This is a genomic window from Streptomyces sp. NPDC001415 (assembly GCF_053597395.1).
The window spans coordinates 19164-32269 of the sequence record NZ_JBSFIE010000038.1 but is presented as its reverse complement, the minus strand read 5'-3'; the positions used below and the strand labels follow the sequence as shown (position 1 = coordinate 32269).

General features: G+C 73.2%; 13 protein-coding genes. 6 read left to right on the top strand and 7 right to left on the bottom strand.

The genetic code is table 11. The features are described from left to right. Positions 1-179: 179 nt before the first annotated feature. Together ACWC2B_RS32495 and ACWC2B_RS32490 are read right to left on the bottom strand one after the other, a co-directional pair. Positions 180-1703, bottom strand: coding sequence for a hypothetical protein (locus ACWC2B_RS32495; protein ID WP_450722943.1), 1524 nt, complete (start codon positions 1701-1703; stop codon positions 180-182). A 73-nt stretch (positions 1704-1776) separates the two neighbouring features. Continuing rightward, a complete protein-coding gene (locus tag ACWC2B_RS32490) occupies positions 1777-1971 on the bottom strand; it encodes a hypothetical protein (protein WP_450722941.1) in 195 nt (64 codons plus the stop codon). Positions 1972-2268: 297 nt separating this feature from the next. Between ACWC2B_RS32490 and ACWC2B_RS32485 the strand changes: the two genes are divergently transcribed. The 5 genes from ACWC2B_RS32485 (at position 2269) to ACWC2B_RS32465 (ending at position 7653) form a co-directional block, all read left to right on the top strand. Further along, positions 2269-2661 carry an ankyrin repeat domain-containing protein gene (locus ACWC2B_RS32485; protein ID WP_450722939.1) on the top strand — a complete coding sequence of 131 codons (393 nt, stop codon included), beginning with the start codon at positions 2269-2271 and terminating at the stop codon, positions 2659-2661. A 267-nt stretch (positions 2662-2928) separates the two neighbouring features. Continuing rightward, positions 2929-4347, top strand: coding sequence for a HEAT repeat domain-containing protein (locus ACWC2B_RS32480; RefSeq protein WP_450722937.1), 1419 nt, complete (start codon positions 2929-2931; stop codon positions 4345-4347). A 131-nt stretch (positions 4348-4478) separates the two neighbouring features. After that, positions 4479-5594: a glycosyltransferase family 4 protein gene (locus tag ACWC2B_RS32475; protein ID WP_450722935.1), complete on the top strand. Its 1116-nt coding sequence runs from the start codon at positions 4479-4481 to the stop codon at positions 5592-5594. Continuing rightward, positions 5591-6757: a glycosyltransferase gene (locus ACWC2B_RS32470; RefSeq protein ID WP_450722933.1), complete on the top strand. Its 1167-nt coding sequence runs from the start codon at positions 5591-5593 to the stop codon at positions 6755-6757. Before ACWC2B_RS32475 ends, ACWC2B_RS32470 begins: the two co-directional genes overlap by 4 nt. A gap of 38 nt (positions 6758-6795) precedes the next feature. Continuing rightward, entirely contained in the window at positions 6796-7653 is an 858-nt protein-coding gene (locus tag ACWC2B_RS32465; RefSeq protein ID WP_450723012.1) for an SGNH/GDSL hydrolase family protein, read from the top strand. Here the strand turns inward: ACWC2B_RS32465 and ACWC2B_RS32460 are convergent. The 5 genes from ACWC2B_RS32460 to ACWC2B_RS32440 all read right to left on the bottom strand — a co-directional run bounded on the left by ACWC2B_RS32460 (position 7602) and on the right by ACWC2B_RS32440 (position 12034). Beyond that, entirely contained in the window at positions 7602-8471 is an 870-nt protein-coding gene (locus tag ACWC2B_RS32460; RefSeq protein ID WP_450722931.1) for a 5-oxoprolinase subunit C family protein, read from the bottom strand. The genes ACWC2B_RS32465 and ACWC2B_RS32460 overlap by 52 nt on opposite strands. Next, positions 8468-9088: a 5-oxoprolinase subunit PxpB gene (pxpB, locus tag ACWC2B_RS32455; protein ID WP_450723010.1), complete on the bottom strand. Its 621-nt coding sequence runs from the start codon at positions 9086-9088 to the stop codon at positions 8468-8470. The genes ACWC2B_RS32460 and pxpB overlap by 4 nt, the downstream gene beginning before the upstream one ends. A gap of 5 nt (positions 9089-9093) precedes the next feature. Beyond that, positions 9094-9867: a LamB/YcsF family protein gene (locus ACWC2B_RS32450; RefSeq protein WP_450722929.1), complete on the bottom strand. Its 774-nt coding sequence runs from the start codon at positions 9865-9867 to the stop codon at positions 9094-9096. Between the two features lie 86 nt (positions 9868-9953). After that, positions 9954-10748, bottom strand: coding sequence for a putative hydro-lyase (locus ACWC2B_RS32445; RefSeq protein ID WP_450722927.1), 795 nt, complete (start codon positions 10746-10748; stop codon positions 9954-9956). Next, positions 10745-12034, bottom strand: coding sequence for an MFS transporter (locus ACWC2B_RS32440; RefSeq protein ID WP_450722925.1), 1290 nt, complete (start codon positions 12032-12034; stop codon positions 10745-10747). Before ACWC2B_RS32440 ends, ACWC2B_RS32445 begins: the two co-directional genes overlap by 4 nt. A 320-nt stretch (positions 12035-12354) precedes the next feature. On the opposite strand from ACWC2B_RS32440, the gene ACWC2B_RS32435 reads away from it, so the two are divergent. Next, entirely contained in the window at positions 12355-13062 is a 708-nt protein-coding gene (locus ACWC2B_RS32435; protein WP_450722923.1) for a GntR family transcriptional regulator, read from the top strand. Positions 13063-13106: the final 44 nt, after the last annotated feature.

Genomic DNA, 13106 nt, shown 5'->3' with positions numbered 1-13106 from the left:
GCGGTGGGCGGTGGGGGTTGGATTGGCGGTTGACGGATTCTGGAATCTGACATCGGCCATCTGTCATCTGCTATCGGCCGACTGACACCCCTCAGCCCCCCGCCGGAACCGGCCGACGGACACCCCTCAGCCCCCTCCGCCGGAACCGGCCGACGGACACTCTCACCCTTCCGCTGGAATCACCCTGCCGCCTCCACCGGCGCCTCCCGCGCCGGGAGCAGGTCCAGGACGGCCCGGCGATGGGCCTCCGTCGTCGCGTCGTCGTACGGGTCCGGGGTCGCCGGGACCTGAAGGCGGAGGACCGGGCCCGTGCCGAGGCGGGCGTAGCCGCGGCCCGGGGGGACGTCGGGGGTTGGGGTGGTGTGCGGCGGGACGCCCAGTACTGACTCGACCTGGCCGAGCGAGGCCTCGCCGAGGACCACGCGGGCCCGGGTGTGGGAGCGTACGAGCTCTGGCAGGTCGTCCAGGGTGTCGAACTGTTCGGCGACCACGACCGTCACTCCGGCGGCTCGGCCGTGCCGCAGCGGGACCTGGAGCAGGTGCTGGGGGTCGGTGCGGCCGTCGGCCGCGGCCAGGTCGGCGAGGGCACTGGGCTGGTCGAGCAGGATCCACAGCGGCCGTTTGGTGTCCTCGGGCGCAGGATGGCCCGCCTGGCGGGCCCGGTTCGCGGCGATCAGCCGGCGCTCGGTCTCGTGCGAGGCCCATTCGAGGGTGGCGAGCGCTCCGACGAGGCCGCACTCGACGGCGAGGACGCCCGAGCGGCCCGTGAGACAGGCGTATTCGCCGGTTCCGCTGCCCTCGACGATCAGCAGGTCGCCGTGCTGGAGGGCCTGCAGCGCGATGGAGCGGAGCAGGGTCGTGGTGCCGGAGCCGGGCTGGCCGACGACCAGGAGGTGGGGTTCGGTCGAGCGGGGCCCGGTGCGCCAGACCACCGGCGGGGCGTCGTGGCTCTCCTCGCCCGCGGTCACCGGGACCGTCCGCTGCACGGCGTCCGCGTCGGTGAAGCCGAGGACGGTCTCGCCCGGTGAGGTCACGAAGCGCTGGGCGGCGATCGAGGTGGGCAGCGCGTCGAGCACGCTCATGACCAGCTGGTTGCCCTCCTCGTCCCAGGCGAAGTGGTACTCGCGGCCGCGCCCCGACTTGGCGTGCAGAAGCTGCTCGATGCGGGCCCGAGAGGCGGCCTCGCCGTCGGTGAAGTACGTGGGGTAGCGCACCTGGAGCCGGGTGAGGCGGCCGTCGTCGTCGAATTCGTATTCGCTGAAGGTCCCGTCCCACTCGCCTCCGTAGGAGAAGAGCGGGTTCGGGTCCTCGGGGACGGAGAAGTACGGCACGAGCGCCTCGTAGAGGGCCTGGAGGCGGGCGAGCTCCGCTTCGTCGGGGCCGGTCTTGACGACGGGCCTCTCCCGGCCCTGCCAGGCGGCCGCGCCCATCACCGCGATCAGGGCGAGGAGCGGCCCGTACGGGATGAGCGCGACGACCAGGGCGACGGCCGCCGTGAGGAACAGCGCGGGACCACGCCGTTCCTTGGGGGTGGCGGCCCATTTGCCGCGCAGGGCGGCGGCGATCAGCCGCAGGCCGCGGCTGATCGTGATGAGCGGATGGAGAACGTCGGTGGCGCTGTCGGCGGCCGTGCGCGCGATCTCGCGGCTGCGAACGAGGGGTGCGCTGCTGCTCAGAATGCGGGGGAGCGGTCGCCGGGCCACATCGTTCTCCTGGAGTTGTGTCCGCGGAGGTCTCCGCGGCCCCGTCTGGCGTCGTACGGAGGACGGCGGGGGATCAGAACTTGATTCCGCTCAGCATGCTGGCGAGGCTCGCGCCCCCGGCGGTGATGCTCGGGGCGATGGCACTGCCCGCGAGGTAGAAACCGAAGAGCGCGCACACGAGCGCGTGCGAGGCCTTGAGTCCGTCCTTCTTGAAGAAGAGGAAGCAGATGACTCCGAGCAGCACCACGCCTGAGATGGACAGGACCATTTGGGGATCTCCTGGTTGATGGGGACGGTCACCATGAGTTCTTCCAGGCTCACAGGAAGTATCTATGGGATAAAAGGTGCAAATGGGTGAAATTCTTTCAATTTCACTGGAGTGGCGGACAGGAAAGAGCGTGCCGGATCGGGACACTGTGCGCCGCCAGGACGCGAAACCGTCACCCGGGGTGATCGTTGTCGCCGTTGTGCCACGTCATGTCGCCCGTCGGGCAGTACCCTGTCGATTCACTCGTACGGCTCTGTCGCCGTGCGGGTCTGTTCCGTTGCCCCTAAGGAGTTTTCGATGAGCGAGGAACTCGATCCCGAGGTGGTCGAGCTGGCGGCCAAGATCTTCGAGCTGGCCCGTCAGGGTGACGCCGGGACGCTCGCCGCCTACATCGACGCAGGGGTGCCCGCGAACCTCACCAACGACCGCGGCGACTCCCTCGTGATGCTGGCCGCCTACCACGGGCACGCCGAGGCGGTGGCCGCCCTGCTGGCCCGCGGTGCCGAGGCCGACCGCGCCAACGACCGCGGCCAGACCCCGCTCGCCGGCGCCGTCTTCAAGGGCGAGGACGCCGTGATCAAGGCTCTCCTGGCCGGCGGAGCCGATCCTTCCGCCGGGACGCCCTCCGCGGTCGACACCGCCAGGATGTTCGGCAAGACGGACCTGCTCGCCCTGTTCGGGGCCAACTGACCGTCCACCAAGCGTTTACGGGGGATCCACCGAAGAGCCCGCTGAGAGGGGCGCCGTAAATGTGGTCGCGATGGCGAAATGGCTGGGTCATCATGACGTCGAACCCCTACATCGGGGGCAGGGTCCCTACATCGGGGACCGCGACGAAAGGCAGGAAGATGGTCTACACCAAGCAAAAGACGGCGGGCGACCCCTCATGTTGCTGCGCGGCCTAGGGCAAGGCACGAATCCCCGGTTGCGTCGACAGCTTGATGTGAGGCTATTTCCATGTTCGATCCAGTCATAGCGCCGAGCGGCACGCTGCTCGGTCTGCTGCAGCGGGGCCGCGGCGACGGCACCCTGCACGCGCTGGCCGCCCCGCGCGACGAGGCCCTGGCGGCCCTCAACCACTGCGTACTGAGCGACCCCCGCCACGACTGGCAGGTCGAGAACCGTTCGCTGTACTACGCGCGCCTCTTCCTGGATCTCGACGGCGGGCTCGACCAGATCGAGCACCACCTCTTCGGCGCCGAGGACATCCTCGACACCGAGGACTCCAGGACCGGGCTCGCCCTCGCCGTCCTCGGCCACCTCGCCTCGTACGGCAGGAACGACGCGCTCGCGCTGCTCCGCCGCTACGCCGCGACCGGCTCCAACTGGGCCTGGGCCCTGGACGAGCTCGCGCTGCGCGACGACGACGCGGGCCTGCGCGCCCTTGCCATGCCCGTGCTCGGCCGCTTCCCCGCCACTCCGGAGGGCGACGCGGAGCTCGCCGCCACCGTGCGCGACGCCTATGAGCCGCGCCCCTGGCGGCTGTGGGCCGAGGATCCGCGCGAGAGCGTGGGCGCCCGGGTGCGGGCCGCCCAGGAGACCGGCTCCTTCGACCGCTGGCAGCGCCAGATGCGGCCGTCCGGGCCCCGCCCCGGATGGAGCGTCCAGGCCGTCTTCGACTGGGCCGACCAAGGTCTGGAACGCGGCGCGGTCCTGCACCTGCCCGCGGCCAGGTGCCTCGGCGCCGTCGCCGGGCCCGAGGACCGCGACGCCATCGTCGAAGCGGCCCGCTCCGGCACCGACGGGGCCCGCGGCGCCGCCCTGCACTATCTCGCCGAGTCACGCGACGCCCGTGTGCTCGACCTGATCGAATCAGCCGTTTCGACCGGTTCACGCATCGCCGCCGAAGCCGCCGTCCACGCCTTCGAGCGGATGTGCGGCCCCGAGGCCGTCGACCGGGCCCGCGGCTGGGTCCAGCGCCCCGACGAACTCGGTGCCTCCGCCGCCAGCGTGCTCGCGTCACGCGGCGAGGCCGGCGACGAGAAGCTGGTGCTCGGCGCGCTCCGCGAGACCGTACGCGCCGAAGGCCCCGACGCACCGCTGCTCCGGGCGCTCGTCGACGGGGCGGGACGGCTCGGCATCTGCTGCGCCGCCCCCGTTCTGCGGCACGTCTACCGCGAGACCGCCTCCTCAGAGCTGCGCGGCCGCACCGCCCGTGCGCTCGCCGCGACCGACCCCTCCTTCGCGACCGGCTTCGCCGTCGAGTGCCTGTGGGACTGCGAGGAGACCACCAGAGAAGTGGCCGCCCAGTACGCCGAGCTCGTCGACGCCCGCGTGGCCGAACGACTGCGCAGGCTCGCCGCCGACCCGGCCGAGGAGGCCGAGGTGCAGAGCGCCATCCACGACCGGCTCGGCCCGGACCCCACGGCCGTGTGACCCACGGCAACCGGAGGCGGGGCCGTGCGATCCACGGCCGGACCCCCGGGTGAGACAACGCTCATGGGACGTTCCCCGGGCGGAAAGATCCAAGTCGGCCGGGCCACGTCCGGCGCGACGACAACACGGGTATGCGTGTCGTCATCGTCACCGAATCCTTCCCGCCCGACGTCAACGGCGTGGCCCACTGCGCCCTGCAGACCGCCCGGCATCTCGCCGCACGCGGTCACCAACCGCTCGTCATAGCCCCGGCCACGGCCACGGGGGAGGGCTCTGACGCGCCGTGCCCCGTCATACGGGTGCCCTCGCTTCCGCTGCCCGGCTATCCAGAGGTCCGCCTCGCGCTGCCCAGCCGCCGGGTCGCCGCCGCGATCGCGGCCCACCGGGCCGACCTCGTCCACCTGGCGAGCCCCTTCGTCCTCGGCGTACGCGGCATGGCCGCCGCGGCCCGCCTCGACGTCCCCGCCGTCGCCGTCTACCAGACCGATCTGGCCGGGTACGCCCGCACCTACATGGGCACCGGCGAAGGCACCGCCTGGCGGCGCCTCAAGGCCGTGCACTCGGCCGCCGACCGCACCCTCGCCCCCTCCACCTCGGCCCAGCGCGACCTGGAGGAGCACGGCGTCCAGCGGGTGCGGCTGTGGCCGCGCGGCGTGGACACCGACCGTTTCCGGCCGGAAAGGCGCGACGCCGCGCTGCGCCGCGAACTCGCCCCGCACGGCGAACTGATCGTCGGCTACGTCGGCCGGCTCGCCCCCGAGAAGCAGGTCGAGCTCCTCGCGGACGTCTGTGCCCTGGACGGCGTACGCGTCGTCGTCACCGGGGACGGGCCCAGCGCGCCCGCCCTGCGCGGCGCCCTGCCCGGCGCGGTCTTCCTCGGCCGCCGCACCGGCGACGAACTCGCCCGGATCTACGCCTCGTTGGACGTCTTCGTGCACACCGGCCCGTACGAGACGTTCTGCCAGACCGTGCAGGAGGCCATGGCGAGCGGGGTGCCGGTCATCGCGCCCGCGGCGGGCGGCCCGCTCGATCTCGTATGCCCCGGACGTACGGGTCTGCTCGTGCCGCCGAGGGACGCGGGGGCCGTCCGCGAGGCCGTTCTGAAGCTCGCCGATCCGGGGCTGCGAGGCGCCTACGGGAAGGCCGGGCGGGAGGCGGTGCGCGACCGCACCTGGGCCGCCGTCGGCGATCTGCTCCTTGACCACTATGCCGAGGTGCTCGGCGCACGCGCGGCGGTGGCGGCATGAGCGGCCTCAGGATGGTGCGGCTCGCCAACTTCGTCACCCCCGCCTCCGGCGGCCTGCGCACGGCGCTGCGCGAGCTCGGCCGGGGCTATCTGGCGGCCGGACACGAACCCGTGCTCGTCGTGCCGGGCGGGCGCGAGCAGGACGAACTCACCGAGCAGGGGCGGGTGATCACGCTGCCGGGCGTGGTACTGCCTGGCACGGGCGGCTACCGGGTGCTCGCCGACCGGCGCCGGGTGCGCCAGGTCCTCGAAGACCTCACGCCCGACCGCATCGAGGTGTCCGACCGCACCACCCTGCGCTGGACCGGCGAGTGGGCGCGCCGGGCCCGGGTCCCCTCCGTGATGGTCTCGCACGAGACCGCCGACGGGGTCCTGCGCACCTGGGGCCTGCCCGAAGCGATGGCCCGCGGCGCAGCCGACCGGCTCAACAGGCGTACCGGCTGGGCGTTTTCGCGCATCGTGTGCACCACGGAGTGGGCGGAGCGCGAGTTCGTGCGGATCGGCGTGCGCAACGTGGTCAGGGCGCCGCTCGGCGTCGACCTCGCGCAGTGCAGGCCGGGGCGCCGCTCGACGGTACTGCGGGCCCGGCACGCGCGCGGCGCCCGGGTGCTGCTCCTGATGTGCTCGCGGCTCTCGGTGGAGAAGCGGCCCGGCCTCGCCCTGGACGCGCTCGCCGCGCTGCGGCACTCGGGGGTGCGGGCGGCCCTGGTGGTCGCGGGGGACGGCCCGCTGACGGGGAGCCTGGAGCGCCGGGCGGCCGCGGAACGGCTGCCGGTCGAGTTCCTCGGGCACCTCGCCGACCGCGAAACGCTCGCCGACCTCCAGGCCGCCGCCGACGTCTGCCTGGCGCCCGGCCCGGCGGAGACGTTCGGCCTCTCGGCCCTGGAGGCGCTGGCCTGCGGGACCCCCGTCGTGTGCAGCGCGTCGTCCGCGCTGCCCGAGGTCATCGGCGACGCGGGTCTCGCGGCCGGGGGAACGGGTGAGGAATTCGCCGCAGCCGTCCGGAAGTTGCTGGCCAGGCCCGAGCCGGGACGCAGGGCTGCCGCGCGGGCGCGGGCCGAACTGTTCGGCTGGGACGCCTCGGTGGCGGCCTTCCTCGCCGCGCACGAGGCGCCGGTGGTGCGGACCGGCACCGTCCGGGAAGCGCCGGGGGTGATCGCGTGACCGCCATGGCCTTCGCCGGTGAGGCCATTGAACTGCCGCTGCGGGAGCTGCGGTTCGCGGCGCTCGGCGACTCGCTCACCGAAGGTGTCGGAGACCCCGTGTCCGGCGCCTGGCGCGGCTGGGCGACGCTGCTCGCGAACCATCAGCCGGGGTGGGAGTTCCGGAATTTCGCCACCAGCGGAGCGCTGACCCTGGACGTTCTTGAGCAACAGGCGCCTATGGCAAGGGAGTTCGCGCCTCACCTCGCCTCCGTAGTCGTCGGCGTCAACGACACACTGCGCCGCTCCTACGACATTCACCGCGTCGCGGTACGCCTTGACGCGGTGTACGGCGGCCTCGCCGGAGCGGGAGCGGTGCTGCTCACGGCCTGTCTGCCCGACCCGGGCGCCATGCTGGGGCTGCCGGGGCCGCTCGCCCGCCCGCTCGCCAGGAGACAGCGGGCCGTCAACGCCGTGGTGCACGCCCTGTCCGCGCGGTACGGGGCGGTTCATCTGCACCTCGCCGACCCCGCCTGGGTCGAGGACAGGGCCCTGTGGAGCGCGGACCGGCTGCATCCGGGCGAGCGCGGACACCGGCTGATCGCGGCCCGCTGTCACGCGCTGCTCGCCGAACGCGGCCTCGCGCCGGGTGCGCCACCTTCCGTAGAGCCGGAACGTCAGCCGCCGGGCGCCGCCGCGTCCCTGTACTGGCTGGCCACCTCGGGCACCGCCTGGCTGGCCCGCCGCTCCACCGACCTGCTGCCCCAGCTGCTGCGCCTGGCGGGCGAGGAGCTGCGCCATGCGGCGCGGCTCGATCTGCATGCCGCCGAGACCCTCACCTCCGCGCTGGCGGCCGTATCGCCGGGTCAGGGCCGCCCTACCGGCGCGAACCGCAGCGGCGTGCCGGGGGCGGCCTGAGCCGCGGCCGCCAGATCCGGCTCGGGGACGACGCCGATCACCGGGTAGCCGCCGGTCGTCGGATGGTCGGCGAGGAAGACCACCGGCCGTCCGTCCGGTGGCACCTGGACCGCGCCCAACACCATTCCCTCACTGGGGAGTTCACCCTCCACGGCACGCCGCAGCGCGGGCCCCTCGGTGCGCAGCCCGATGCGGTTGCTCGACGAGGACACCCGGTAGCGTCCACCCGCCAGAACGGCCGTGGCGTCCGCCGTGAACCAGTCCGCGCGCGGCCCCGGGCGCACGCGCAGCACCAACTCCTCCGGCACGCCCGGCGCGGGCGCCTCGTCCACGTGCGGGTACGCGCCGGCCGGGCGGCCCAGCGGCAGTACGGCGCCGTCCCTGAGCAGCGCCGGGCCGAGGCCCGACAGAAGGTCGGTGGAGCGGCTGCCGAGCACCGGCTCTACGGTGATGCCGCCGGCGAACGCGAGGTAGGAGCGCACCCCGCGGGTCGCCGCGCCCACCTCGACCACGGCCCCCGAGGGCACCCGCACCGGGGCGCCCCACGCCACCGGCCGGCCGTCCAGCGTGACCGGGCAGGGCGCCCCGGTCACCGCCACGGTGACCGCGCAACGCGGCCGTACCGCACACCCGTTGAGGGTCGTTTCGAGGAGGGCCGCCCCCATGGCGTTGCCGACCAGGCGGTTGGCGAGACGGCTCGCGGGCAGATCCAGCGCGCCCGAACGCGGCACCCCGAGGTGCGCGTGGCCGTGTCTTCCCTCGTCCTGTACGGAGGTGAGCGCTCCGGCCCGTACGACGGACAGGGCCCGGTCGGTCATCGCGCCGCCCGGGGGACGAAACGGACCCGGGTGCCCGGGGTGAGCAGGGCGGCGGGCTCGCGGTGCGGGTCCCACAGGGCGGCGTCCGTACGGCCGATCAGCTGCCAGCCGCCGGGGGAGGAGCGCGGATAGACACCGGTGTACGGGCCCGCGAGCGCGACCGAGCCCGCCGGGACCGAGGTGCGCGGCGTGTCCCGGCGCGGCACGGCGTACCGCTCCCCGAGCCCGGTGAGGTAGGCGAAGCCGGGCGCGAACCCGCAGAAGGCGACCCGGAACTCGGCCGAGGAGTGGATGCGTACCGCCTCCCGCTCCGAGACCTGCCACAGAGCCGCGACGTCCGCGAGATCGGGGCCGTCGTAGCGCACGGAGATCTCGACCGTCTCCTGGGTGCCCGCCTCCAGAGGAGGGATGCGCCAAGCCGTCAACTCGGCGGCCAGCGCCGGGGGATCACTCACGCCGTCGAGCAGTACGGTGCGGGCCGCGGGCACGATCTCCCGTACCGGAGGCAGTGTTCCGGCGGCGCGGCGGCGCAGCAGTTCGGCGTGCAGCGCCCCGGCCGCCTCACCGTTCTCCAGCTCGACCAGCAGGGCGTGTTCCCCGACCGGCAGGGTGCGCAGGGTGCTCACGAGAACGCCGCCACCCGGACGCCCGCCGACTCAAGCGCCGCCCGCACCCGGCGGGCCAGGTCCACCGCGCCCGGGGTGTCGCCGTGCAGGCACAGCGAGCCCGCGCCGACGGGGACCGGCTCGCCGGACTCGGCCACGACCGTGCCGTCCAGGGCCATCGTGACCGCGCGCGCCACCACGGCATCCGGGTCGCTGACGACGGCGCCGTCGCGGCCGCGCGGCACCAGCGTGGCGTGCGCGGTGTAGGCGCGGTCCGCGAACGCCTCCGTGACGATGCCGAGCCCAGCCTCCTCGGCCACCGCGAGCAGTTGGGAGCCGGGCAGCCCGAGGACCGGGAGCGCCCCGCCCGCGAGCAGCATCCCTTCGACGACGGCGGCCGCCTGTTCCTCGTCGTGCACGACGCGGTTGTAGAGCGCGCCGTGCGGTTTGACGTAGGAGACCCGGCTGCCCGCGGCGCGCGCGAAGACCTCCAACGCGCCGATCTGGTAGGCGACTTCGGCGGCCAGCTCATGGCGCGGTACGTCCATGGAGCGGCGGCCGAAGCCCGCCAGGTCGCGGTAGGAGACCTGGGCGCCGATGCGTACGCCGCGCTCCGCGGCCAGGGCGCAGACCCGCCGCATGATGGCCGGGTCGCCCGCGTGGAAGCCGCAGGCCACGTTGGCGCTGGTGACAACGGACAGAAGTTGTTCGTCGTCGGTCAACCGCCAGTGGCCGAAGCCCTCGCCGAGGTCGGCATTGAGGTCGATCGACGTCGTCGCGGACCGGGTCATGGGTGCGGGATCTCCTGTTCGAGGCGGTGTGTGGTCCTGTGGTGCAGTCTGCCCCGGGCGGGCGCGGGGCGCTCGGCCGGCGCGGGTCAGGGCGTGCGGTACCGCTCGTCGCGGATGTCGGTGAGGAACATCCGGCCCGGCGCGTGGGTGAGCGCGAACGGCGGCCGGGACGCCATCACCGCCGCCTGCGGCGTGACCCCGCAGGCCCAGAACACCGGCACGTCACCGGGCCGGGCTTCCACCGGGTCCCCGAAGTCGGGCCGGGACAGGTCGCCGATGCCGAGCGCCGCCGGATCGCCCGAGTGCACGGGCGCGCCATGGACCGCGGGCATCGCCCGCGTCACCCGGCAGGCCGTGCTCACCAGAGGGGACGGGATCGGCCGCATCGACACCACCAGCGGGCCGCTGAGCCGCCCCGCGGGCCTGCAGGGCCGGTTCGTCACGTACATCGAGACGTTGCGGCCCTGCTCGACGTGGCGCAACGGCACGCCCTCGGCGGCCAGTCGGGACTCGAAGGTGAAGCTGCACCCGATGAGGAACGTCACCAGGTCGTTCCGCCAGAAGCCCGTGGCGTCGGCCGGCTCGGCGATCAGCTCGCCGTCCTCCCACACCCGGTAGCGGGGAACTTCCGAGCGCAGGTCGGCATGGGGGGCGAGCCGCGTCCTGAAGGAGCCGGGCTCCGTGACGTCGAGGACCGGGCAGGGCTGCGGATTGCGCTCGCAGAACAGCCGTACGTCCTCGGCCCAGTCGGCCGGTACGGAGATCAGGTTCACCTGGGTGTGCCCGGGCGCCCAGCCCGCGGTCGGCACGTCCGTGCCCGAACGGAACAGGGCGCGGGCCGCACTCGGAGACAACAAGGAGGTGGGATCCACGGCGTTCACGACAGCTCCTGTCCGCGGGTCTCGGGCAGTCCCAGCAGGGCCAGTACGGCGATGGCGTAGCCGACCGCGCCGAACACCAGGGCTCCGCCCACGCCCCAGCTGTCGGCGAGATAGCCGACCAGGGTGGGGAAGAACGCGCCCACGGCCCGCCCGGTGTTGTACGTGAAGCCCTGGCCGGTGCCGCGCACAGCGGTCGGGTACAGCTCGCTGAGGAACGAGCCGAAGCCGCTGAAGATCGCCGACATGCAGAAGCCGAGCGGGAAACCGAGCACCAGAAGGAGGGTGTTCGCCCCGGACGGAAGGTGTGTGTAGGCGAGGATGCAGAGGGCCGACAGGACCGCGAACAGGGCGATGTTCTTCTTCCGGCCGAGCCGGTCGGTGAGGTACCCGCCGGTCAGATAGCCGATGAAGGCGCCCGAGATCAGGAACGCCAGATAGCCGCCGGTGCCGACGACCGTGAGGTGCCGGTCGCTCTTGAGGAAGGTCGGCACCCACGTGGCGAGCGTGTAGTAGCCGCCCTGGACACCGGCGGACAGCAGCACCGCGAAGAGGGTCGTGCGCAGCAGCGGGCCCCGGAAGATGGCGGCGAAGGTGGCGGCGCCGCTCGTGGTGGCGGCCGTGGCGAGGCGCCGCTCGGTGGCCTGGGGGGCGTCACTGACATTGCGGCGCACGTAGACGAGCAGCAGGGCCGGGAGCGCCCCGGTCCAGAACACCACGCGCCAGGCGGTGTCGGCGTCCACGTACTGGAACACCAGCGTGTACACGACGACGGCGAGCGCCCAGCCGGCCGCCCACGCGCTCTGCACGGCACCCAGGGTCCGGCCGCGGTGCTTGGCCGAGGCGTACTCGGCGACCAGGATCGCGCCGACCGCCCACTCGCCGCCGAAGCCGAGACCCTGCAGGGCCCGGAACACCAGCAGCGTCTCGTAGTTGGGCGCGAACCCGCAGAGCACGGTGAAGACCGCGTAGGTGCCGACGGTGATCATCAGCGCCTTGACCCGGCCGATGCGGTCGGCGACCACCCCGGCGAACGCGCCGCCGACGGCCGAGACCACCAGCGTCACCGTGGTGAGCAGCCCCGTCTGGCCGGTGTCGAGCCCGAAGTAGGCCGAGATCGCGACCATGGTGAGCGGGAGCGTGAAGAAGTCGTACGAGTCGAGGGCGTAGCCCCCGAAGGCGCCTCCGAAGGCGCGGCGCCCACCGGGTCCGAGCGCGCGCAGCCATCCGAACGGGCCGTTGTCGTGCGGGTGTTGACCGTGCTGCGGCTGTGCCTTGGTCGTGCTCATGTGCACCTCGCGGGAGGGGATGAGAGGGCTGCCGAGACTGTGCGGGTCCGGAGAGCGGGTCCGGTCGTGGGGCTCCTTGAGCGCGCGTCCGGGGTGCGGTTCTGGAGTGGGGCTCCGGTGTGGTGCTCCGGTGTGCGGCGCCCGTGTGCGGTTCCTCTCAACGTAGGGGATTGTTGAACGATCCGACAAGACTCATGCCGGGACGTTCTGGCTTCCTCACATCCCCATGTCCTCGTGTCCCCATGTCCCCATGTCCTCGCGATGCTTCTACGATGGGGCCACGCGTCGGCGGGAACGGCCGGCGGGGGAGAGAGGGCGCTGTGGCGACAACGGACTCCGGACTCGGTGGACTTGCCGAGGACCGTGCGCTGCTTGGCCGAACCAGCACGGCTGAGCGGGTCGCGGACATCCTGCGCACCCGGATCGCCGAAGGCTTCTTCCCTCCGGGGGAGCGCCTCGCGGAGGACGCCATCGGCAAGGCCCTCGGAGTGTCGCGCAACACCCTGCGCGAGGCGTTCCGGCTGCTCACCCACGAACGGCTCCTCGTTCACGAGCTCAATCGCGGGGTCTTCGTCAGGGTGCTGGCAGTCGAGGACGTGGCCGACATCTACCGCACCCGGCGCCTCGTCGAATGCGCCGTCGTCCAGGGGCTCGGCGAGCCGCCCTACCCTCTCGAAGGGCTCGACGCGGCCGTGTCGGGCGGCGAACGCGCGGCCGAGGAGGGCGACTGGCAGGGCGTCTCCACCGCCAACATCCACTTCCACCGCGAACTCGTCGGCCTCGCGGGCAGCGCCCGCACCGACGAGCTGATGCGCGGCGTCCTGGCCGAACTCCGCCTGGCCTTCCACGTGGTGGACGACCCGCGCCGCCTCCACCAGCCCTACCTCGTACGCAACCGGGAGATCCTGGAGGCGCTGCGCGCGGGCGAGCGGGGGCGGGCTCGGCGGCTTCTCGCCGACTACCTCGACGACTCGCGCGCCCAGCTCGTCGAGGCCTACGGGAAACTGGTCGCGGACGCCCTCGCCTAGCCGCATACGGAGGCCATGGGCAGCGGGCTGATCTGCGCCGTTTC